This window comes from Scytonema sp. PRP1 (assembly GCF_036697665.2).
GTDB classification, from domain to species: Bacteria; Cyanobacteriota; Cyanobacteriia; order Cyanobacteriales; family Nostocaceae; genus Kalymmatonema; species Kalymmatonema gypsitolerans.
This window is the reverse complement of sequence record NZ_JBAHYJ020000102.1, coordinates 43237-64063: the sequence shown is the minus strand read 5'-3', so window position 1 is coordinate 64063 and position 20827 is coordinate 43237. Positions and strand designations below refer to the sequence as shown.

Annotated in this window: 25 protein-coding genes; 9 read left to right on the top strand and 16 right to left on the bottom strand. The window is 43.6% G+C overall.

Annotated features, from left to right (window positions below):
- The 4 genes from V5G28_RS27010 to V5G28_RS26995 form a co-directional block, all read left to right on the top strand.
- Positions 1 to 643: Nif3-like dinuclear metal center hexameric protein (locus V5G28_RS27010; protein ID WP_332988891.1), on the top strand; the 643-nt coding region annotated here is incomplete at its 5' end.
- A 661-nt stretch (positions 644 to 1304) separates the two neighbouring features.
- Positions 1305 to 1457: a hypothetical protein gene (locus tag V5G28_RS27005; protein ID WP_332988887.1), complete on the top strand. Its 153-nt coding sequence runs from the start codon at positions 1305 to 1307 to the stop codon at positions 1455 to 1457.
- Between the two features lie 49 nt (positions 1458 to 1506).
- Entirely contained in the window at positions 1507 to 1758 is a 252-nt protein-coding gene (locus V5G28_RS27000) for a hypothetical protein (protein WP_332988885.1), read from the top strand.
- A complete protein-coding gene (locus tag V5G28_RS26995; RefSeq protein WP_048869483.1) occupies positions 1676 to 1987 on the top strand; it encodes a DUF6679 family protein in 312 nt (103 codons plus the stop codon). Before V5G28_RS27000 ends, V5G28_RS26995 begins: the two co-directional genes overlap by 83 nt.
- Before the next feature lie 71 nt (positions 1988 to 2058).
- Here V5G28_RS26995 and V5G28_RS26990 read toward each other — a convergent pair whose 3' ends face one another.
- The 13 genes from V5G28_RS26990 to V5G28_RS26930 all read right to left on the bottom strand — a co-directional run bounded on the left by V5G28_RS26990 (position 2059) and on the right by V5G28_RS26930 (position 11431).
- Positions 2059 to 3726: an MBL fold metallo-hydrolase gene (locus tag V5G28_RS26990; protein ID WP_332988882.1), complete on the bottom strand. Its 1668-nt coding sequence runs from the start codon at positions 3724 to 3726 to the stop codon at positions 2059 to 2061.
- Between the two features lie 25 nt (positions 3727 to 3751).
- Positions 3752 to 4069, bottom strand: coding sequence for a hypothetical protein (locus tag V5G28_RS26985; protein ID WP_332988879.1), 318 nt, complete (start codon positions 4067 to 4069; stop codon positions 3752 to 3754).
- Positions 4066 to 4188 carry a membrane protein gene (locus tag V5G28_RS26980; protein WP_041041927.1) on the bottom strand — a complete coding sequence of 41 codons (123 nt, stop codon included), beginning with the start codon at positions 4186 to 4188 and terminating at the stop codon, positions 4066 to 4068. Before V5G28_RS26980 ends, V5G28_RS26985 begins: the two co-directional genes overlap by 4 nt.
- Before the next feature lie 293 nt (positions 4189 to 4481).
- Entirely contained in the window at positions 4482 to 4742 is a 261-nt protein-coding gene (locus V5G28_RS26975; protein WP_332988877.1) for a type II toxin-antitoxin system RelE family toxin, read from the bottom strand.
- On the bottom strand, positions 4742 to 4960 hold the full coding sequence (locus V5G28_RS26970) for a hypothetical protein (RefSeq protein ID WP_332988875.1): 219 nt from the start codon (positions 4958 to 4960) through the stop codon (positions 4742 to 4744). The genes V5G28_RS26975 and V5G28_RS26970 overlap by 1 nt, the downstream gene beginning before the upstream one ends.
- A gap of 185 nt (positions 4961 to 5145) precedes the next feature.
- Positions 5146 to 5916: an MBL fold metallo-hydrolase gene (locus V5G28_RS26965; RefSeq protein ID WP_096565375.1), complete on the bottom strand. Its 771-nt coding sequence runs from the start codon at positions 5914 to 5916 to the stop codon at positions 5146 to 5148.
- Positions 5913 to 6521 carry an anthranilate synthase component II gene (locus tag V5G28_RS26960; RefSeq protein WP_332988871.1) on the bottom strand — a complete coding sequence of 203 codons (609 nt, stop codon included), beginning with the start codon at positions 6519 to 6521 and terminating at the stop codon, positions 5913 to 5915. Before V5G28_RS26960 ends, V5G28_RS26965 begins: the two co-directional genes overlap by 4 nt.
- A gap of 186 nt (positions 6522 to 6707) precedes the next feature.
- On the bottom strand, positions 6708 to 7187 hold the full coding sequence (locus tag V5G28_RS26955) for a diacylglycerol kinase (RefSeq protein WP_332988898.1): 480 nt from the start codon (positions 7185 to 7187) through the stop codon (positions 6708 to 6710).
- 141 nt (positions 7188 to 7328) lie between these two features.
- Positions 7329 to 7853 (bottom strand): rRNA maturation RNase YbeY, encoded by a 525-nt coding sequence (ybeY, locus tag V5G28_RS26950; RefSeq protein WP_332988869.1) that lies wholly within the window; start codon positions 7851 to 7853, stop codon positions 7329 to 7331.
- 37 nt (positions 7854 to 7890) lie between these two features.
- Positions 7891 to 8046: a DUF3285 domain-containing protein gene (locus V5G28_RS26945; RefSeq protein ID WP_071838507.1), complete on the bottom strand. Its 156-nt coding sequence runs from the start codon at positions 8044 to 8046 to the stop codon at positions 7891 to 7893.
- A 179-nt stretch (positions 8047 to 8225) separates the two neighbouring features.
- Positions 8226 to 9345, bottom strand: a protein-coding gene (gene prfB, locus V5G28_RS26940; protein WP_332988864.1) for a peptide chain release factor 2 whose coding sequence is annotated in 2 segments (ribosomal slippage) — positions 8226 to 9272 and positions 9274 to 9345 — 1119 coding nt in all. Because the reading frame shifts where the segments join, the coding sequence is not laid out codon by codon here.
- Between the two features lie 296 nt (positions 9346 to 9641).
- Positions 9642 to 10424 carry a hypothetical protein gene (locus V5G28_RS26935; RefSeq protein WP_332988862.1) on the bottom strand — a complete coding sequence of 261 codons (783 nt, stop codon included), beginning with the start codon at positions 10422 to 10424 and terminating at the stop codon, positions 9642 to 9644.
- Positions 10425 to 10567: 143 nt separating this feature from the next.
- Positions 10568 to 11431 carry a DUF6671 family protein gene (locus V5G28_RS26930; protein WP_332988860.1) on the bottom strand — a complete coding sequence of 288 codons (864 nt, stop codon included), beginning with the start codon at positions 11429 to 11431 and terminating at the stop codon, positions 10568 to 10570.
- A gap of 719 nt (positions 11432 to 12150) precedes the next feature.
- Here V5G28_RS26930 and V5G28_RS26925 point away from each other — a divergent pair.
- The 4 genes from V5G28_RS26925 to V5G28_RS26910 all read left to right on the top strand — a co-directional run bounded on the left by V5G28_RS26925 (position 12151) and on the right by V5G28_RS26910 (position 17529).
- Entirely contained in the window at positions 12151 to 13512 is a 1362-nt protein-coding gene (locus V5G28_RS26925; RefSeq protein ID WP_332988858.1) for a CmpA/NrtA family ABC transporter substrate-binding protein, read from the top strand.
- Between the two features lie 57 nt (positions 13513 to 13569).
- Positions 13570 to 14409 carry a nitrate ABC transporter permease gene (ntrB, locus tag V5G28_RS26920; protein WP_073633348.1) on the top strand — a complete coding sequence of 280 codons (840 nt, stop codon included), beginning with the start codon at positions 13570 to 13572 and terminating at the stop codon, positions 14407 to 14409.
- Positions 14410 to 14510: 101 nt separating this feature from the next.
- On the top strand, positions 14511 to 16514 hold the full coding sequence (locus V5G28_RS26915) for an ABC transporter ATP-binding/substrate-binding protein (RefSeq protein ID WP_096565360.1): 2004 nt from the start codon (positions 14511 to 14513) through the stop codon (positions 16512 to 16514).
- 166 nt (positions 16515 to 16680) lie between these two features.
- A complete protein-coding gene (locus V5G28_RS26910) occupies positions 16681 to 17529 on the top strand; it encodes a nitrate ABC transporter ATP-binding protein (RefSeq protein WP_096565358.1) in 849 nt (282 codons plus the stop codon).
- A gap of 94 nt (positions 17530 to 17623) precedes the next feature.
- Here the strand turns inward: V5G28_RS26910 and V5G28_RS26905 are convergent, their stop codons facing one another.
- Complete coding sequence (locus tag V5G28_RS26905) at positions 17624 to 18919, bottom strand: APC family permease (RefSeq protein WP_332988853.1); 1296 nt, start codon at positions 18917 to 18919, stop codon at positions 17624 to 17626.
- A 156-nt stretch (positions 18920 to 19075) separates the two neighbouring features.
- Here V5G28_RS26905 and V5G28_RS26900 point away from each other — a divergent pair, with 156 nt between their 5' ends.
- Positions 19076 to 19498, top strand: a complete 423-nt coding sequence (locus V5G28_RS26900; RefSeq protein ID WP_332988851.1) for a beta-lactamase hydrolase domain-containing protein — start codon at positions 19076 to 19078, stop codon at positions 19496 to 19498.
- Here V5G28_RS26900 and V5G28_RS26895 read toward each other — a convergent pair.
- Together V5G28_RS26895 and V5G28_RS26890 are read right to left on the bottom strand one after the other, a co-directional pair.
- Positions 19492 to 19797: a PadR family transcriptional regulator gene (locus V5G28_RS26895; RefSeq protein WP_096565352.1), complete on the bottom strand. Its 306-nt coding sequence runs from the start codon at positions 19795 to 19797 to the stop codon at positions 19492 to 19494. The genes V5G28_RS26900 and V5G28_RS26895 overlap by 7 nt on opposite strands.
- A 113-nt stretch (positions 19798 to 19910) precedes the next feature.
- Positions 19911 to 20639: a Bax inhibitor-1/YccA family protein gene (locus tag V5G28_RS26890; RefSeq protein ID WP_332988848.1), complete on the bottom strand. Its 729-nt coding sequence runs from the start codon at positions 20637 to 20639 to the stop codon at positions 19911 to 19913.
- Positions 20640 to 20827: the final 188 nt, after the last annotated feature.

Here is a 20827-nt window from a genome sequence, read left to right as displayed (position 1 = left end):
CGCCTTACGCAATGCTGGTATCGCCGTTAATCTGATTTTCGCTCACCATCCTTTGATTTTCAGCCCACCCAAGTCTTTGCGTAGTGGCGACGCTATTGGTGAAATGGCGCGATTGGCGTTTACCCACAATATTGGTATTTACAGCGCCCACACGAATTTCGACCAAGTGGAGGATGGAACGGCTGATGTTTTAGCTCAAATTCTACAACTTAAGGAAGTTTCTCCGGTCGTACCGACTCAACCAGGGTTAGGATATGGACGTGTAGGGAATTTAGAGCCATCTTTAAGTTTAAAAGAGTTACTCGCAACAATTCAAACTCGACTCGCTCCTTCTCATCTCGTTTCCTCCCCAGTGGTAAATTTAGAACAGGCGATTTCTCGAGTTGCTGTTTTGGGTGGTTCGGGAGCTAGTTTTATCTCGGCGGTAGTGAAAACAGGTGCTCAAGCTTATTTGACTTCTGACTGTAAGTTCCATCAGTTTCAGGAAAGCCGCGATCGCAATCTGATTCTCATTGATGCTGGACATTACGCTACAGAACGCTCAGCGTGCGATCGGCTGGTGCAAAAGTTTCAGGATTTAAACTTAGACTGGGTACAGTTAAGCCAAAACGATGAGGATTTCCGGTCGTTTTTTCAAAAATGATCCAGAAACTTTAAAGTAGAAATTTTACAAATTATAGCAGGGGACGCTTGGACTGGGGACTGGGAACTGGGTGAAAAGTCTTTCTGTGTCTAGGTTTTATCATCTGTTGATGTCCTAACCACCTTGGCTGTTGCTATAATTTATCTCAAAGAAAAATCAACAGTCAGGACTGGTGCAATTTTGTGAATTGCCATTCAGGCAAAGGTACTGTGGGACTTTATCAATATGTTCGCGCCACAGTCTATTTTTTTGTCCCTTTCGATACAATATTAATTTTATGTATATATTATATAAATTTTCTCCTAAAACCACTGGATTTTCAAAAATCTTGTGTACCTTCATATCTATAAAAAGTAATGATAGTAAAGGAAAGACATCAAGTAGATAAGGTAAACCTATGCAAAAAAGAAAAAATATAATAGAAATAAACCAAAATCGCAATAAAATTTTCCAAATGCAACACCAAAACCTGACATGCTCAAAAGCGTTAGGCTCATACAGTGTTGCTTAGGCTAACAAACGTGTAAAATCAAGCAAAAAATTAAGCTAAAAACCTTGACGTGTTGTTGTTTAAAACCATGAAGGTTACAAGAGAATAAGCTAAGATCAAGTACATAGGGGTAAAAGTAAAGCAGAGTCCCCAGACTTGCCAGCAATGCCAATGACTACAAGTAGTCAACTAAAACAACCGCAAGTAACGACTGTTTTGGAGTATCCTTTATTACAATATGGTTGGAAGAACTCACCAGCAACTCTTAACTTGGTCAGGACAAATCCGGAATTATGTGGCTTCTATCAAGTCAACATTTTTTGAATGACCTTGACAGAGATTGAGTTCAACTGGTGCAGTAACCGGGAACTTTATGACCCAAAAAGCCCATATAACTGAAAACGACAAACAAGTCTTTGGCTTGGGTCAAGAAGGATATCTTGACTTAATTCGGTTAACGAACTTTGAAAAGATGTCCTCTACTTGGGGCACAGCCCAGATGTTGACAGATTTAACTAACTATAAAAAGGCAGAAGCAGTAGATGCTACACCGCAAGATTTATCAATTGTGTTGCGATGGGCGGGAGGTATGCGTGTTCTTGCGGGACCAGCAACGCTGGATTGAACGCGCCCGCATCCTCGATATAGAGGGAGATTTGGTCACCCTACGTTATGAAACAGAAGAAGAAGATGAAGTTTGTTCTTGGGAGGAAATGGTTCGCCTTGAAAGCATTGGCGCTGTAACGCAAAAATTAGCTTCAGTGCCACGTGGTAACGTAGAACCTCTCTTAACTGAAGACTGTCCGGAAGCTGAACGCATCCGCAATCGTTTCACTGATTCAAATCCAGACTAATCAAGAATGAAGAGTGAAGAGTGAAGAATGAACTTTCTTCGTTCTTCGCTTCTTCGTTCTTTTATCTTTTCTTACGAGTCAGCACTTTTCTCGCTGTTACGTTCAAAGGCAGGGCAGTAACCTTCAAGAGTTACCTTGAAGTTATACAGTGGGGATGCGGGATTCCAACACCGCTGTCCTCTTTGATATCGGCAGGTACCGCAGCAATCAACGTCTGACCAAATGAAGCGATCGCTATTTTGGTTAATCAGTTCTCTTTGCGACAGCGCCCGCAATACCAATTCTTCTCCTTGCCACCGGGCTTCAATTAAACCTGTGTCAGCAAACTGTCGCCACCGGGGATCGGCACTAATCGCGTCAGGTAAGGTAATCGTGACTACAGTTCCCAATTCCGTAAGTTCGCCTTCATAATTGGTTTCCGGGGCAGCTGGTTGTATAAATGTTTCACCAATCGGCAGTTCCACCAATGTGCCAGCTGCTGGAGAATGGAGATGGTAGCGGTTTTGCAACTCTTCTAAGCTTGTCAGGTCTGCCAAATAAGCAGGAGAACCGTGGACGAAGATGACGTGCTGCGGTCGCAAATTATGAATCAGCTGGGTGGTTCCAGGACCATCGCTATGTTGGGCGAGGAGATACGTTTCGACAGGACACAGCAGTGAGTATTCGTCGTTAATTTTTATATTGGTTTTCTCTGGTAAAAGCGTGAGCCAAGAACCAGTATTAGGTTGGCAGTATTGTCGCAAGTCAGCTGTAAAATCAGTGAGAATAATACAAGAACTGCCAATCTCAGGGCGCTGGTCTGGTTCGATGCGACGCACGCGCGGACGTATCCGTTCATCCCAAAATAACGGTTGATGGCGGGCAAAGTTTTGTACTGAGGACGGGAGATTGGGTAGCAATTCTAGGTAAGCGTCGCATCCAATGGCAACAGTACCATCAACCCAAATATCTAAATCCCTTCCGGTGAAATGGTGATGACTGCGTAAAAGCATCAGCAGTTCTTGACCGAGTCCCAAAGTGGGTGTGGGGAGGATCACAGAGGAACCCTCAGCGATCGCTCGGTTAATTCTTTCGGCTAGTTGATTCTCTTGAGTCCGGCGGTGCGGATGGCGGGAAGTTCCATAGCTCCCTTCAATAATCAGCACATCTAATTCTGTTCCCCGCAATTCTTCCAACCGCAAACCTTCTACCAACCGCGAGTTTGATAAAAAAAAGTCACCTGTGTAGAGTAGCCTGTAAGAGCGCTCTGGGGTAGTATACGTCAGGAAAATTGCCACAGCTCCAGGAAGATGACCGGCGGGAAATAATTCTGCCACCAAACCATCTTTGAATTCTATTGGCGATCGCAATGGCAGCGCTTGACAAAATGGCGCGACTTGTTCACCATGTTGATCAAGCCAATTTAGAGGCAGCAATTTGCTGGTCACTTCGCTAGCATATATTGGTAACAGTGGAAATGCCTTGTGGAGTGCTAGCAACCCTTTAGCATGATCTGGATGGGCGTGACTCACCAAGACTAAATCCGCTGGTAGCGTTTCTGGACGTGCGGGTTTTTTCAACCCCCTGACTAAAGGCGAAGTATCCGCCAAACCACAATCAAGTAGAATGCGGTGTGGTCCCATCCGCACCAACAAACAAACGCCCTCATCGTCGTGGTGAACCCCAAAGGGCAAACATTCTAACCCAGTCGCCGCGTCCCCCATGTCAACCCCAGAGGATACCGACAGGCGATCGCTCATGCTCCCCTCCCCTCTAACTTCATCTCTATGGACATTTGTCCAATGCCAATTCCATAGCGGAGGACGCTTGCATACGCAAGCGTCCTCCTAACAAAAGCAGGTGTCCGTAAATGGCACAACCCGTGGATGGTTTTTCCTTCCACACAGTGTCCATCACCAGTTCAGTTATCGATCTCCACACCATTGCAATGCTGATGTTCGTTTGGTTAACATGGACATACCAAACTTGTGTAATATAAACAACTGAGTGATGAAGATTCTTCAAACTAGGGACTGTGGGCGGCTTTTCCAACCCAGGCAATTGGGGTACCTGAAGCCGGACTGATTGCTTTTGTAACTTCAATGGGCAGAGCCATTACCATGATAGTTGTCTGAATCGTAATATCCATTTTTCGTGCCAAAGAACAAGCACGAAACTGTGAAGACAATTGTTAATCCAGCTAAAATCAGCTTTACATCCATAAGTTTTTTGCCCTTTACGAAAGACTTTCTGATTTTAATAGACTGATTTCGACGTCTGGAGAAATCACCTGAAAATTTTTACTATGCTTATGCTGATTGTGCAATAAGTAATCTTACTATAATAAATCGTATTTTAAAACTTTTTGCCGAAGCTGTCTATGGTCTTAAGAGGGATTACAACAATTCTAAATTTAAATTTCCTGTAGGGTGTGGGGAGATTTTCTCCTGGATTCTATACCCTTGTGGTGTAAACAAGCCAATTCCAACTGATCTATGTCTCGTGAGCCCGTAAATCACTGGTAAATTTCTCTGCGGTGTCCTATCTTATCGATAGTGATAATCCTTTCTTCAGTGTTGAAATCATAAATGACTCGATAATCACCGACTATTAACTTATAAAAACCTGATAAATCCCTTGTCAAGGGCTGAGGGGTAATTTGGTCAAAATTTTCAGCTAACCAGATAATTTTACTGATGATACGCTTGCGGACAACTAAAGTAAGTCTTTCTAGGCTAACAAGAGCCTCTGGCTCGTACTCAACCAAGTAACTCATCACGAATGAGTTATGCCGAGTTTCTTATAAACTTCCTCAGCAGGAATACCGCGAACACCTGCTTGTCTTCGCTTTTTGGATTCCAGTAGTTGCTGCTTGACTTCTTCTCTAACTTCTTCACCTTCATCAGGATCAGAGAAAAACTCTTCTAAAACTTCTTCCAAAGTTTCGCGAATCAACACTTTCAGTTCATTAACTGTCATATCTTTGACTTGCATTTCTACCCTCTAGTGTTTGTGGTTGCTAATAATGTGAGTTTAGCTTGTTTTGCCGAGATGAATTGCCATCTCAAGCCTAACACCTGGCTGTTCTTCAACCCAGCCGACAAAATTTCTTTATCACGAAGGTGTCTTTACATTCAAAAGGCTGGCGTCTCGCCAGCCCGACAACCATCAAATCATTGTTAAAAGTTGTAACTCAAAACTTGAATTGCACCATTATCTGGTAATTTACCAGAGCTAACAGTGATTGTGTCACTCGTGCTACGCCGTACTGTCATTCCATTCATTACCGTCAGGAAGTCATCCAATGGCGAAATATCGCAATTAGCAGTGTCAGCAGCTTGTGTACGGTAATGGGTAGGAATAATGATCTTGGGATTGAGGGTTTGAATCGCCTGTTTAGCTTCCTGAGGATTATAAGCTTTTGGACCGCCTCCCACAGGGACTAACGCCACATCAGGACGCCCCATCAGAATTTTTTGCTCAATCGAAATGGGTGCGGCTGCTCCTCCTAAATGAAGAATGCTAATTCCCCCTTGCTTCCAAAGCCAAGCAGTATTTATACCAAACTGCTTACCACCTTTGCGGTCATGGTTTATGGCAATTCCCTGGAACTTAATGCCATTAAACTCGTAAGCTCCAGGTTCGTAAATAAGCTTGGGATTTCCTGCAAGGTCTTCTACAGCACCTTCATCCAGCAGTTGGCTGCTAATGAGCACTAAATCAGCCGCAACTTTTGGCGGACGATAACCAGCGGTACAGCCAACTGTCCGAAAGGGATTTGTGAGAATTTTGACCCCGCCACCAGTAAACAGAAAGCTAGTATGACCCAACCACTGAATTGATAATGAACCGCCAGATTGGGCATTCACTTGAAGGTCGGAACCCAAGCTAGTAACCAACGTTGTTACTAATCCCGCCCCTGCATAACCCAATAACTGTCGTCGTTTCATGGATTCATCTCTCGAGACTGCAATTGTTCCAAAAAGTTTCGCAATAGCTGCTTCCCTGAAGTTGTCAGGACACTCTCTGGGTGAAATTGGACGCCTTGAATGTGAGGATAGTTCCGGTGTCGCACTCCCATAATTGTGCCATCCTCAAGCGATGCAGTTATTTCCAGCACATCTGGACAAGTATCGCCCTCAATCACTAAACTATGATACCTGGTTGCGGTCATCGGATTTTCTAAGTTGCTGAAGACTCCTACGCCTTTGTGATATATCGGTGAAGTTTTGCCGTGCATCAACTCTGGTGCAGAAATGATTTTACCGCCAAACACTTGACCGATACTTTGATGCCCCAAGCAAACGCCTAAAATTGGCACGCTTGGTCCAAGGCGAGAAATTACATCTAAAGAAATTCCTGCATCTTCTGGGCGACCAGGCCCTGGAGAAATCACGACTCCATCTGGCTGTAGCGCACGAATTTCATCTATGGTGATTTTGTCGTTACGAAAAACCTTAATATCAGTTGCTACTGGGAACTCAGCCGCCAGTTCTCCCAGATACTGGACTAAATTATAGGTAAAGCTGTCGTAATTATCGATTATTATAAGCAAAATTGATTTCTCCTAGTTTTTACCAATCAGATAATTGTGATTGACTGTCACCAGAAGATTTTAATCGCTGTTTAAGTCATCTTGATACAGACACGATAAGTCGTATCTACTGAATTTAAAAAATCTTTATAAAGTTAAGTACACCCTGTCTGAAGCTGCGCAAATAGCATTTCCAGCATTCAGCACTTAAGAATGCACACCCGACAAAACTAAAGCGAACAGGGGAGGAAGTAAGAGTGTAGCAGCGACTAGCACCGCGACCATTGCCGAGACAAGCACAGCACCAGCAGCACAGTCTTTGGCAATTTTTGCCAATTCATGGTAGGTTTGCTTAACTGTTAGATCGACAATTGACTCGATCGCTGTATTCAGTAACTCCAACGCCAAAACTAAACCGCTCGTTATTCCAATAACCGATATTTCCACAGGCTTAAGATGTAAAAAAACGCTCAAGCCAATAGCTAAAGCGCCAACAACAACGTGAATACGAAAATTGCGTTGAGTTAGAAAAGCGTAGCTAATTCCACACCAAGCATACTTAAAACTCACAAATAAATTAGAGGCTATTTGCCATGACAGCGGACGTTGCTTAGTCACAACTGTTTCTAAGCAATTTGGCGCTGGTGGAGATGAAACTTTTGCTGAGGACGAAACTTGTTGAGACATAGGCATAAAAATCAAACACCAAAGTGCGTGAGGAGGGGATTTTAGCGGATGTTAATAAATAAATGAACTTATCAGCTCTTTTTAACGAGACAATGTTAGATATTAAATACAGAATAACACTTAAAAGCTAGTCAGCAATGACTATTCAAAGTCAATCTCAATACCTATGGTCTTCAGTAAGATTACTTGCTGTTTTAGCATTTGGCTCAAACTTTCTTCGTCTGGGTGATCCCAACCTAAAAGATGCAATAACCCATGAGCCGCTAACCAAGCTAGCTCTGTTGGCAAAGGGTGTTCCTGTTGTTGAGCTTGCTGCTGTGCTGTTTCGATGGAAATAACAATATCACCGAGATACAACGGTTCATCGACGTCCATTTCTGGTAGCTGAGGCAATGCCTCTAATGCCGCAAACGATAAAACGTCTGTGGGTTTATTTTGCTGACGATACTGGCTGTTAAGCGTACGCATTTCAGCATCATCTGTTAAACGTAGTCCAACTTCATATTTTGGCGCTGGCGGAATACTCGCGTGTAAGATTTCTAACCAGCACTCAAACCAGTTTTTCCAAGTTTCAGTTGCAATTTGGGCATCCGTGTGACCAGAGCCTACAGCTTCCGGTTGGGATAACTCATGATAACAATCCTCTACATACAGTTCAACTTGCACTTGTCTACAAAGTCTCCTAAGCTTACGTATGATGTCGTTAGCGAGTCAGGTAAGCAAGACCTACAAGGACTGCTAAAAGCCCTACAGTCGTCAGTACAAAATGCTTGACGGAGGTGCCGCCCTTTTGCACCATGTTTCGCATTGCGAGTTTCACGTAGCTAGGTCGAGGTTCGGTAGAAGGAGAATCGCTCATAATATTTTTGTAACAAAGTCTTCTAATAATGTAACAGTTCTTATAACATCAAGTTGCCATTGTGGCGGCTTTAGGAAGTGGTTAGTGGTAGTAGATAATGGTTTGTAGTATTTTTTGACAACCAACCAATCTACAGACGCTTTCATTCACCGCGTCTCTACAACTAACTACCCCCCTAATTATGCAGAAGCCTCTACCAGCTGGTTTTCTTGGCGGAGATAGGCTTGGATGAACATATCAATTTCGCCGTTCATCACATCCGCGATCGCAGTTGTTTCCGCAGCAGTTCGCAAATCCTTCACCATTTGGTAAGGATGAAAAACGTAGTTGCGGATTTGGTTTCCCCAAGAGGCTTCTACCATATCACCACGAATTTCCGCGATTTCTTTAGCGTGTTGCTCTTGAGCAATCACCAGCAGTTTTGCCTTCAAGCGGGCGAGGGCTTTTTCTTTGTTTTGTAATTGGCTGCGTTCTTCTGTACAACGGACGGCAATACTAGTGGGAAGGTGAACAACTCGCACTGCAGTTTCTACTTTGTTGACGTTCTGTCCGCCCTTACCACCAGACCGAGTTGTAGTTATTTCCAAATCCTTTTCAGGAATTTCCAGTTGGATGGTGTTATCTATCTGGGGCATCACTTCCACGCCAGCAAAGCTGGTTTGCCGCTTCCCGTTGGCATTGAAAGGTGAAATCCGCACTAGGCGATGTGTACCTGTTTCTGAACGCAGGTAGCCGTAGGCATAGCGCCCAGTAATTTCTACAGTGACAGATTTAATTCCCGCTTCATCACCTTCGGAAAGCTCATTTAACTGCACTTTATAGCCGTGGTTTTCTCCCCAACGGGTGTACATCCGCAGCAACATTTCCGCCCAGTCTTGAGCATCAGTTCCACCAGCACCTGCGTTGATTGTGAGTACAGCACCTTTTTCATCATAGGGACCAGAAAGCAACTGGAGTAACTCCCATTGGTCAAGTTCATGATTGAGCTTAGTGACAGTAGACTCGGCTTCTTGCAGTAGCCCTTCATCTGTTTCTAATTCCAACAGTTCTAACACTGCCCTAGTGTCTTCCAAAGAAGCTTTCCACTGGTGATACTGTTGCAGGTGTGCTTTCAGGTCGTTGAGTTCTTGCAGTATTTCCTGTGCTTTGGTTTGGTCATCCCACAACTCTGGTTGGGCTGCAATTTGTTCCAGGTCTTGAATTTTGGCGCTCAGTGCAGGGATGTCAAAGATAGTCCTGGGTTTTACCCAGGCGATGGGACAACGTTTCGACTTCGCGTTTGAGTTCTAAAACTTCCATACTACTTAATTGATAATGAGCGCTTTCGATAAGCGATCGCTTCTTGTCTTTTTAATTCTACCTATACTTTACCAAATACATACTTGTACGGCTTTTTATATGTTATAGTTTTTACATTACTTTTCTGAATTCTTTACAGGGGTTTCTCAGAAGAACGCAGTACCCATACCATTTCTCTATCTCTATGAAGTTGAGCTTTATTCGACACCGCTTGTAAAAACCTACGCGTATCTGGGCAATAATGCTCAAATCTATGTAGAGTGAAGTTAGCGGTTTATCTTCCAAGAAATCATCATTTAGCACTTTCGTTTGCTTTGGCTAGATTGCTCTGACCATCGCTTGACCAAAGACTCCCAGTTAGAGATAGCATAAAAGTTGTGACGCTTAATGCTAGATTTCTTTATCAGGTTATTTAGTTGAAACCAATGCGACCATACGTGCTTTCCATCCTTCTCCTGACGGAGACGCTTCGCGAACACGGAGAGATAGGCGGTTATGGTCGCTGGAATATTTTCAGTCAATTTCATGCCACGTCTAGCGATAGCCATAGCTGCGGCTTCATCGCTTGCTAGAGCATATTGACGTGCATACTTCACTAAGCCAATAACGCTGGTGTACGCTGGATTTACTTTCATCAAGTAAATACCATGATTACTCAAAATACTTTCTAGTAGTTCGTAAAATCGGCTATATGCCCAAAGCGAAAGCATTCGAGCATATTTTTTACCACGTTCACAAAGCTGTTCTTTTTTGGTTGAAAAATCTAATTGTTCACAAACAATGGGACAAGCAAATGTGTCCGCTAATGTTGCTAGTTGCAGGCAAGCATCGACAATCTGAGCGTCCTGCTTGCCTGATGGCAGTCCCATTTGTAGCGGGATTTGACCATGATTTTTTAGGTTGCCATCGCGGTCAACATATGCCCAACCGATAGAACCAGGATTCATGTCAATTCCAATACAGCCATAAGCAGAATGCCTGGAAACACGTTCTACTTGTGCAGGAGTAAAGTGTACTGCTACATTCCATTTACCGTTTTTACGGTAAAAATGCCATGTTTTAGAACCGTCTTTCGGCAATCTGTTATTATGGAGAATTGATACAGAACTGAGAATTTACAATTTCCTTATAGTTCCTAGTAACATAGTCAAGCGACCATACCCGGATTAACCTGTGCAAAAGCGTGGGAGATTGCTTTTTGTAAAATCTTTAATAATTTGTATTACGGATTGCAATACATACATTGAGATGGATCTGCGTTTTGCAATCCATCTGGGAAAAAAACTTCTTCAGAAAATCCGCATTTTTGACATTTATAGATTGCTGTCAAAGTTAGCTCTGTTGGCAAGTTACAATACGCACACAGTAATCCCTTTTTCCTTTGAACTAATTCAAAACCTGGACAGGAACAGTTGGGACAGGCATTATTTAGTTTTCTAACTAAGTCGTGGGTAGCTTTTGCGATATTTTTCATCCGAGTCGGGTTATATAGAGCACGCATATCTGTTTCTATATAAACTTTGCCATCTTCGGAACTCTTTAAAGCAAATTCAACTGCTTCCACGAGTTGTTCTGTTGTCTTAATACTTTTGATAATTTCATCTTGACTTTTTGGTGAAGAACTGAGCATGACGACTAGGGCGTGTTCGGGAAAGCCAATTGTATCTGCAAAATCTTGTGCTTCTTGAAGACTTCCCACAATCCTATGACTGAAATTTGTTTCTATAGACAACTCTTGACCGACAATTTCTAGTTCATTCGTTTGATCTAATAAAAGGACGACTTCCCGATTACAAGGTATAAACGGGCTAATAGGGTGAGGAGCAAATGTACCTTCGCTAGCTAACGCCAAAGTCTCACCCGTGGCATCCAACGCTTTTTCTGCTTTTAGCCTTGCTGCTTCGATTTGGTTTCCTGTCCTTTTAACTTCTCTTGTAAATGTACCAAAACGGTCTGTATCAAAATCTTGCGGTACTATGACTTTTATTCCTAACTCTTGTTCAATAATTGGAGCAATCACTTTCTCTTTGTGATGCATAGTTGCTAGTACTGCTACTCGATTAACAAATAGCGGATGTTGTTTCATATCCCTCTGCATTTCCGTATTTTAGTTCAACATACAGCACTTGATAGCAGCTTTGGCAGCCCTCTACAAGTCACCTATGTTCATACGCAAAATCTTATAGTTGCTATAAATGGGTTTCTATGAATAACTTATTTATGAAAAGAATTGGATATGAAACAATACAGTTCCATGAAGGATAGCTGAAGGCAAAGAAACCCGGTTTTGCACAAGTTACCACGTTTATAGGCTAATGCTTATCTGAACTGTAAGTAAGTCGGCACGATAAAACCAATGTATGTTTAGTTTTGTAAAAACTGTGGAATGACCTATTTTTAAGGTATTCATTGGCTTTACATTTCGTTACATAGAAAAATGTTTTACGGCGATTTACTTATTGGCATATGAAGAGTATCATCAATCATATTCAATAGTTATTATCAACTTGTCTTTATGGATAAGTTTTGTTAAATGATGGTAAGCGAGCGAATAAGTATTTGCTTATGGTAGGTATATAATATTTATTTAACAATCACGTTGAAAATTTAACAATTTCTTTTGAAAAGGTGATAAATTTATCTTCAACAGATGAGTTAAGTCACCCAGAAGCTTCTAGTTCATGTAATTGAGGCTGTCATAGTTTTCACATTACATATACATAACCGCGATAGCAAGGAACACAATTGTTCTGTTGCCCTGATTCACTTGACCAAAAACAATTGAAATTAGCAAAAAGAGAGTTTATGACTGAATTTTCTAATCAATTTTCTAGACGTAAATTTCTGTTAACAGCTGGAGTTTCTGCGGTGGGTTCTGTATTCCTCAAGGGGTGTTTAGGAAACCCTCCGGAAACCGGTAACACAATTCAAACAAAACAAGTTACTGCTACCAATGTCAGTGCAGCAGATGCACCAGAAACAACCACGGTCAAGCTAGGGTATATCCCCATTGTTGAAGCTGCTCCCTTTATTATTGCGAAAGAAAAAGGCTTCTTTGCAAAGTACGGCATGACCAATGTTGATATATCCAAGCAAGCCAACTGGGGTTCGGCAAGGGACAACATAGAAATTGGGGCTGCTGGAGGTGGTATTGATGGAGGTCAATGGCAGATGCCCATGCCCTATCAAATTTCAGAAGGGCGCATCACCAAAGGCAACAAAAAAATACCCATGTATGTCTTGGCTCAGTTGATTACCCAAGGTAATGGAATTGCGATCGCAAATAAGCATCTAGGCAAGGGTCTTGGCGTACAGATTGCTGGTAAGGAAACATTTTTTGCTCAGTTAAAAGCAGCAAAAGCTCCCTTCAAAGCTGCTTACACCTTCCCACAAGTCAATCAGGATTTCTGGATTCGCTACTGGTTAGCTGCATCGGGTGTTGATCCAGACAGTGATGTTCAACTCCTGACAGTACCAGCAGCTCAGACAGTTGCAAATATGAAGACGGGGTCGATGGATGCCTTTAGTACGGGTGACCCCTGGCCTTACCGGATTGTCAAAGATAAGATTGGCTTCATGGCGGCATTAACCGCAGAAATCTGGAAAAACCATCCAGAAGAATACTTTGCCATGAGGGCAGATTGGGTTGACAAACATCCAAAAGCGACCAAAGCCCTTTTAAAGGGTCTCATTGAAGCGCAGCAATGGTGTGACAATTTTGACAACAGAAAAGAACTCGCTCAAATCCTTGCAGGGCGGAATTACTTCAATGTGCCTGCAGACGTTCTGGACGGTCCGTTCATGGGCAAGTACGAAATGGGCGATGGTCGCACCATTAACGATAAAAAAATGGCATCTCTGTACTGGAAAGATGAAAAAGGTAACGTCTCCTATCCGTACAAGAGCCATGACCTCTGGTTTTTAACAGAAAGCGTGCGCTGGGGCTTCTTACCTGAAGATACCCTAACAAATGCCAAAACCCTTATAGATAAAGTTAACCGCGAGGATTTGTGGAGAGAAGCCGCCAAAGAAATGGGCGTTGCTGCTGCTGATATTCCCACCAGTACATCTCGTGGAGTTGAAGAATTTTTTGATGGCATCAAGTTTGACCCAGAAAATCCAAAAGCTTACTTGCAGAGCCTAAAAATTAAAAAAGTCAAAGTTTAGGCGCGACATTTGAGGAGAACACTAACTTAGGCTCACTATATAAGGAGAAAACTAACAATGGTCACTTTGCAAAGACGCAATAGCGCAAATACTGTTCAGAATGTTTGGTTGTCCCGTCTGCAAAAGCAATATCCCGATCTTATTCCGCCAATTGCAGCGATCGCCATCTTTTTAGTTATTTGGCAGTTGTTTTCTTGGACTCCTGGAGCAACACTACCAGGACCTATCCAAGTGGTGCAAGACACGTGGATACTGATTTTGTATCCCTTTTATGACCGAGGCGGAATAGACAAAGGTTTATTTTGGCAGATTCTTGCAAGCTTACAACGGGTAGCGATTGGTTACTCATTGGCGGCAATTCTTGGTATTACCTTGGGTATTGTGATTGGTACAAATAAAGTCATGTACAAGGCTTTAGATCCAATGATCCAATTATTCCGTACTGTACCGCCTCTAGCTTGGGTACCGATAGCTCTTGCTGCTTTGCGACAAAACGAACCATCTGCCTTGTTCGTCATTTTTATCACGGCAATTTGGCCCATTTTGATAAATACAGCAGTGGGCGTAAAGCAAATTCCCCAAGATTACAACAACGTAGCCAAAGTTCTGCAACTTTCTCGTCGAGATTATTTCTTCAATATCCTCATACCCTCTGCTCTACCCTACATTTTTACAGGGTTAAGGATTGCGATTGGATTGGCTTGGTTAGCAATTATTGCCGCAGAAATTATCATGTCCGGCATCGTTGGAATTGGCTTCTTTATCTGGGATGCCTATCAGAATAACAAAGTCAGTGAAATTATTTTGGCTCTCGTCTACATCGGTGTCGTTGGCTTGATACTTGACAAAGCAATGCTTTGGGTACAGTCAAGAATTTTGCCAGAAGAACAAAAATAATCATGAAGTTGACAGTTGACTGTTAACAGTTAACTGTCAACAGTTCCAAGAGTCAATGAAAATCAATCGTAACTTTATTTCATAATTCACACTTGATAGCTATGTCTGTTTTTGTTGCCGTTGACCAAATTGATAAAGTTTTTTCCTTAACGGATGGTGGTAAATATATTGCCCTCAAAGGAATAGACCTCCAAATTAAAAAAGGAGAATTTGTTTCTCTCATCGGTCACTCAGGTTGTGGTAAATCTACCTTATTAAATATGATTGCCGGTCTGGATTTGCCAACTGAGGGTGTCGTGACTCTAGAAGGAAAAAGAATCACTAAACCTGGTCCAGAGAGGATGGTGGTGTTCCAGAATTATTCACTCCTGCCTTGGCGGACAGTACGAGAAAATATTGCCCTTGCCGTAGACTCAGTTATGAATGAACTGTCTGCGGGTGAACGCAAGGCAATTGTAGAACAGCATATCGATATGGTGGGGTTGCGTCCTCATGCTGATAAGCAGCCAGGAATGTTATCAGGTGGACAAAAACAGCGAGTGGCGATCGCCCGTGCCTTAGCAATTCGTCCAAAATTACTCTTGCTAGATGAACCGTTTGGTGCATTAGATGCACTGACGCGAGGCAACCTGCAAGAACAGTTAATGCAGATTTGTCAGGAAAACGAAGTCACTGCCGTCATGGTAACTCACGATGTCGATGAAGCAGTGCTGTTGTCCGACCGGATTGTAATGCTGACAAATGGACCAGAATCCAAGATTGGAGACATTTTGGAAGTGGATATCCCTCGACCCCGCAAGCGGATGGAAGTAGTAGAACATCCTAGCTACTACAGTTTGCGGAGTGAGATGATTTACTTCCTCAATCAACAAAAACGAATTAAGAAACTTAGGGCAAGGAAAACAGCCGTTATCGCCCGTCACGGTTTAGAAAAAGTTAACCTCGAAATTGGTTTCCTCCCTCTCACTGCCTGCGCTCCTCTAGCTGTCGCTAAAGAGAAAGGCTTCTTTACCAAGTATGGTCTAGATGAAGTGAGCTTAGTGCGTGAATCTAGCTGGCGCGGAATTACCGATGGCATTACTGGCGGATATTTAGATGCTGCTCAAATGCCTGGTGGAATGCCAGTTTGGTTGACTGTGGGAGGACATGACGGTCGCCCTGTGCCAGTTGTGAGCTCCCTGACTCTCACCCGCAATGGTAATGCCATTACCCTAGATAAACGTTTTTATGACCAGGGGGTGTATACTCTAGCAGACTTCAAACAAGTGCTGCAAGAGTCTGCAAATCAACGCCATACTCTGGGGATGGTTCATCCTTCCTCAATGCACAACATACTACTGCGTTACTGGTTAGCAGCCGGTGGTATTGACCCTGACCACGATGTTTCCCTCAAAACTATTCCTCCGGCTCAAATGGTCGCTGACTTGCAAGCAGGAAGTATTGATGGTTACTGTGTGGGCGAACCTTGGAACTTGCGGGCAGCGACAGAAGGTATTGGCTTTACCATCGCTACAGATTTAGAAATTTTAGAAGGACATCCAGGCAAGGTTTTAGGAGTCCGTGAAGATTGGGCAGCAGCATATCCCAACACCCATATAGCCCTCGTCAAAGCCTTATTAGAAGCTTGTCAATACTGCACTGATGAGAAAAATTCTCAAGAAGTCCGTGAAATTTTATCTCGGCGTGAGTATGTCAGTACCAATGAGGAATACATCCAACTTGGCGACCCAAACTCCTATGCTTGTAGCCTAGAACAACCAATGCGACAGTATGCCCATCATCTGTTTTTCGGAGATGGCGTTAATCGTCCCAGCCGCACGGAACATTTGTGGATGATGACCCAAATGGCACGTTGGGGCGATATCCCCTTCCCCCGGAATTGGATGGAAATCCTTGAACGAGTTTGTCGAGTCAATGTGTTCAGTACCGCAGCACGAGAACTAGGTCTGCTTGATATCAAGTATCATCGCGGTCCTATCCAGTTGTTCGATGGCTCTGTGTTTAATGCTGATGACCCCATCGCCTATCTCAATAGTTTGGATATCAAACGCAATGTTTCAGTGGCAGAAGTTGTGATTAACTCACGTTCTTCAGTCGCTGCCTAAGAATTTTAGATTTTGGATTGGGAGTACTGGTGTACCTAACGCGGAAATTCCAAGGAGTAAGCCCATCATCCAAAATCTAAAAACTATGGAGCAACGAATAATTAACAGACGCACTGTTTAAAGCATTACCACTTGTTAAGCCAAAACCAAAAAACCAAAATCAAATATGCACAACCGCACTTTGAGTTACAGCGAAACATCAAGAGAGTCTACAACAACACGTACCCGTTCCAATCCTTTCTTGCTCATTGAAGACGTTTCTAAAATCTATCCCACGCCAAAAGGTCCTTTTACAGTACTACAAGGCGTTAACCTCACAGTGCATGAAGGAGAGTTTATCTGCGTTATAGGTCACTCGGGTTGTGGCAAATCAACACTGCTGAACATGGTTGCAGGATTTACCAAGCCAACCCATGGAAATGTATTGCTCGGCTCCAAACCCATCACCCAACCAGGTCCAGACCGGATGATGGTTTTCCAGAACTACGCTTTGTTGCCTTGGCTGACTACTTTTGAAAACATTTACTTGGCTCTTAATGCCGTCTTCCCAAATAAAACAAGGGCAGAGAAGTCAGCCATTGCACGCGATCATCTAGCACTGGTGGGACTAACAGAGGCAGCCGACAAAAAGCCGACACAAATATCTGGGGGGATGAAACAGCGGGTTGCTATTGCAAGAGCTTTGGCGATTCGTCCGCAAGTTTTGATCTTAGATGAACCTTTTGGAGCCTTAGATGCGATTACCAAAGAAGAATTACAGGAAGAATTATTGAAAATTTGGAACGAACGGCGATGCACAGTGTTGATGATTACTCACGACATTGATGAAGCGCTATTCCTAGCAGACCGTTTGGTGATGATGACTAATGGACCTGCTGCTAAAATCGGTGAAATCTTAAACATTCCTTTCTCTCGTCCCCGCGATCGCGCTCGGATTATGGAAGACCCGGAATACTACAAACTGCGGAACCACGCCCTTGATTTCCTCTTCCACCGCTTTGCTCACGACGAATAGAGGTCTTCAAATTTGGGACTTCTGATGTTAACCGAAACAAACTGAAGCGAAATATCTCTCAGAGATGTTTCGCTTCACAATGGCTGTTAAGGCTCTAGTCTCCTGTCAGGAGTTGTACTGTAGTGCGCCAAATCAGTCCAGCAACAATCAGTGCTAAACCCACCAACCAAATTTGCTGTTCTACCCAAAAAGCTAGAAAAGCACAGGAAGCTAAACCTGCCCAACCTATCCATTTAGGATAAAGTCGTTCCTCAGGTGACAATTGCAGTGCTGCAAAGTTCGTAATTGCGTAATAAATTAAAACGTTAAACGCACTGAACGACCATGTGGTTTTCACGTCTCCAATCAGAACCAAGCCTGCGATCGCAACTCCTACAACCAGTACTGCCAAAACGGGTGTGCTTCCTGACTGATTCAATCTGGCAAACAACCGTGGTAAATCCCGGCGTCTTCCCATTGCCAGTACGACACGCGATAATCCCAAAATCAAGTTTAGTAGCACGCCTAGCATGGCAGTCATAGCACCAATCGCTACAACCAAACCAGCAGCAGGACCAGCAACATTACGAATGGCTACTTCAAGAGGTGCAGCTTGTGCTTGTTGAGTCACGTTGCCCAACACACCTGCTCCCACTGCCCCAATGCCAACTGCTGCCACTGTAATGTAAAGCAGCATTGTCAGCAGCAGACAGACAATCATAGCTCTAGGAATGGTTTTTCGCGGTTCTTTTGCTTCCTCGCCCATTGTGGCGATCCGACCATAACCCGTGTAAGCCACAAACATTAGGGCTGTAGCATGGAGTACTGATGCGGCATTCCCTGAGAAGAAGGGTGTTAGATTTTCAGCACCGACGGTGACAGCACGCGGCAAACAGACAATGACAAATAAACCCAAAGACAGCAATGTCACGGATACGATGATAATGTTGACGAGGTTAGAGCGCCGAATTCCAGTTAGGACAATTGCTGTAAAAACAACTACAGCGAAAATAGCCGTGGGAACCAGCAAGCCACGCCCCATTAAATTGGTTGTGGTCAATAAGTAACTGGCAAAACCTAAGGCAGCAGTGGCAGCAGATGCTGTTTTAGCTAAAAGAAACATCCAGCCAGCTATAAAACCAAACCAAGGATTTAAATATTTGTACCCATATTCATATGTTCCACCACTCACGGCATGATTAGCAGCTAGTTGGGCGCTGTTCAGACCGTTGCAGGTAGCGACAAAAGCGGCAAGTGCTACTGCAACAATCACCGCAGATCCAGCAATTCCAGCCGCAATACCTATGCTCACAAACACGCCGGTGCCAATAATTGACCCCAGCCCCATCATGGTTGCACCTAGCACTCCCAACTCTCGTTGCAGTTGGGGTGTTATCGTTTTACCTGACACAAGAAATCTCCTCGTGAGCTTGAGTTTCTTACCACTTGTTTGGATGCGCTAATATTATCGTATATCGATATCGTTTTTCTATATATAAAATGGCATAAGTCCTGTATGATCTGTTCCAGAAAAACACACTATTTCTAGCGAAATACCGGAGTATTTATGGAGAACGCTAAAAAGGTCAGCGATGAGCTCTATACAGCTGGGCAACCAACATCTGGAGATTTGCAACAAGCAGTTCAGGAGGGATTTAAATCTGTCGTTAATTTACGTTCTCCCGATGAAGCGGACTTCCTTTCTGATGAGCAGCAGCAGGTGGAAGCGGCGGGACTCAATTACGTCAACGTGCCGCTAAATCCTAAGAAGGCTGATGATGAATTGACAGCTAAGGTTCTCAAGGAGATTTCGGGCTTACCAACGCCAATTTTGTTACATTGCGGTGCGGGGGCAAGAGCTGATGCGCTGGCTTTGATTGCTCTTGCCACCAACGAGAAGTTAAGCCGCGAGCAGATTTTGAAAAAAGCAGAGGAACTAGGAATTAACATAAATCAGCCGCACCTCAAGCAGTTTTTGGAAACTCAATGATCTTCAAATAATTCTCCAAACAACTCTCTTACCTTCTGTTTAGCATCTTCTAGAGCCTCTTTTCCCAAAGGCGTTGCTCGGTAAATTCGGCGCGAGTGCTTTCCTGAACGCTCCTCAGTTGAGTGTAGGTATCCCTTGCGTTCCAAGTCATGAAGCATGGGATAGAGAGTTCCTGGGCTAAGCTTGTAGCCATGACGAGCTAACTCCTCAATGATGCCCAGACCGAATATCGGTTCTCGAACTGCATGATGAAGAATGTGAAGTCGAATTAGACCTGAGTAGAGTTCTTTGTGGTCCATTAAACTGAATCTTGAATTCTCGTCCCTTCAACGATAAAAAACCGTGGTTTTCAAGGTCAAACCACGGCTTATTTTTTCGTCCAAAAAATCTTGCCAAAAAATCTTAAATGTTCTTAATCGCGACCGTTAAGAGCAATAAGCAATCGCAAAATAAAAACAAACAAATTGATGTAGGTCAAGTACATTGATAAAGCTGCAGGCAAGTATTGGTCATCTTTGTAGGTGCGTGGCAGGATGTAAAAGTCAACCACAGATGCACCCACAAAGAGAAACACGCCCAGACCGGAGATGGCAATTTCTAACCAATTCGGCGTATAAACACCAAATGCGCTGAACAAAAGTTGGACAACGAGTACGGCAACTAGGGCAATTACCCCCAGATTAATCGTTTTGGTCAATGCCATACCATCTTGCTCAGAGAGATTTGAGCCAATTTGACGGGCGGCAATAAACGTAACACCACAACCGAGGGCAGCCAACCCAATACCTTGAATACCTACACCTTGGTTTTTCAGTGCCACAAAGATTAAACCACTGAGAGTGTACCCCGTGAGAAGGCTGTAGGTTGCCAACAACGGCAGTGCAACTTTGTTATTGCCTTTTTCGGCAACGTTCTGGGAAACGAAGAACAGAATCAACTGTAGGACGATCGCACCAAAGAAGGTGGGTAAGAATAGCTCGGGGTTAGTACGGAGAACTCCCAGTCCACCGTAACTTCCCAGTGCCGTTAGTACCAGCCCACCGCCTACATAAGGTAAGGCGTTGGCAATCACATTGGGACCCACGAGGGCTTGAGTTTTAGCCTGACGAAATGCGTCACGGAAGTTGCTGGTATTGCTCATGTTTTACAAATGGTTTTTAGTCAAGCATTGCTCTTATTCCCATTTTTACTGATAACCAGAGCTAGTGACCATAAACTATAGTGCTGAGTCCTAAGTTATTGCTCAGTAGGTCGGCACAAATAAAGTTAACGAGTGTGCCTCCTAACGGAGGAGCTACGAAGGGCGCAAAGCAGCGTCTGATGACAGGA

Excerpts from the sequence above, each read along its gene's own strand:
- V5G28_RS27005 (WP_332988887.1), top strand. The coding sequence starts at position 1,305 with ATGACTACAAGTAGTCAACTAAAACAACCGCAAGTAACGACTGTTTTG.
- V5G28_RS27000 (WP_332988885.1), top strand. The coding sequence starts at position 1,507 with ATGACCCAAAAAGCCCATATAACTGAAAACGACAAACAAGTCTTTGGC.
- V5G28_RS26995 (WP_048869483.1), top strand. The coding sequence starts at position 1,676 with ATGCTACACCGCAAGATTTATCAATTGTGTTGCGATGGGCGGGAGGTA.
- V5G28_RS26990 (WP_332988882.1), bottom strand. The coding sequence starts at position 3,726 with ATGAGCGATCGCCTGTCGGTATCCTCTGGGGTTGACATGGGGGACGCG.
- V5G28_RS26980 (WP_041041927.1), bottom strand. The coding sequence starts at position 4,188 with ATGGATGTAAAGCTGATTTTAGCTGGATTAACAATTGTCTTCACAGTT.
- V5G28_RS26975 (WP_332988877.1), bottom strand. The coding sequence starts at position 4,742 with ATGAGTTACTTGGTTGAGTACGAGCCAGAGGCTCTTGTTAGCCTAGAA.
- V5G28_RS26970 (WP_332988875.1), bottom strand. The coding sequence starts at position 4,960 with ATGCAAGTCAAAGATATGACAGTTAATGAACTGAAAGTGTTGATTCGC.
- V5G28_RS26965 (WP_096565375.1), bottom strand. The coding sequence starts at position 5,916 with ATGAAACGACGACAGTTATTGGGTTATGCAGGGGCGGGATTAGTAACA.
- V5G28_RS26955 (WP_332988898.1), bottom strand. The coding sequence starts at position 7,187 with ATGTCTCAACAAGTTTCGTCCTCAGCAAAAGTTTCATCTCCACCAGCG.
- V5G28_RS26945 (WP_071838507.1), bottom strand. The coding sequence starts at position 8,046 with ATGAGCGATTCTCCTTCTACCGAACCTCGACCTAGCTACGTGAAACTC.
- V5G28_RS26930 (WP_332988860.1), bottom strand. The coding sequence starts at position 11,431 with ATGAAACAACATCCGCTATTTGTTAATCGAGTAGCAGTACTAGCAACT.
- V5G28_RS26925 (WP_332988858.1), top strand. The coding sequence starts at position 12,151 with ATGACTGAATTTTCTAATCAATTTTCTAGACGTAAATTTCTGTTAACA.
- ntrB (WP_073633348.1), top strand. The coding sequence starts at position 13,570 with ATGGTCACTTTGCAAAGACGCAATAGCGCAAATACTGTTCAGAATGTT.
- V5G28_RS26915 (WP_096565360.1), top strand. The coding sequence starts at position 14,511 with ATGTCTGTTTTTGTTGCCGTTGACCAAATTGATAAAGTTTTTTCCTTA.
- V5G28_RS26910 (WP_096565358.1), top strand. The coding sequence starts at position 16,681 with ATGCACAACCGCACTTTGAGTTACAGCGAAACATCAAGAGAGTCTACA.
- V5G28_RS26900 (WP_332988851.1), top strand. The coding sequence starts at position 19,076 with ATGGAGAACGCTAAAAAGGTCAGCGATGAGCTCTATACAGCTGGGCAA.
- V5G28_RS26895 (WP_096565352.1), bottom strand. The coding sequence starts at position 19,797 with ATGGACCACAAAGAACTCTACTCAGGTCTAATTCGACTTCACATTCTT.
- V5G28_RS26890 (WP_332988848.1), bottom strand. The coding sequence starts at position 20,639 with ATGAGCAATACCAGCAACTTCCGTGACGCATTTCGTCAGGCTAAAACT.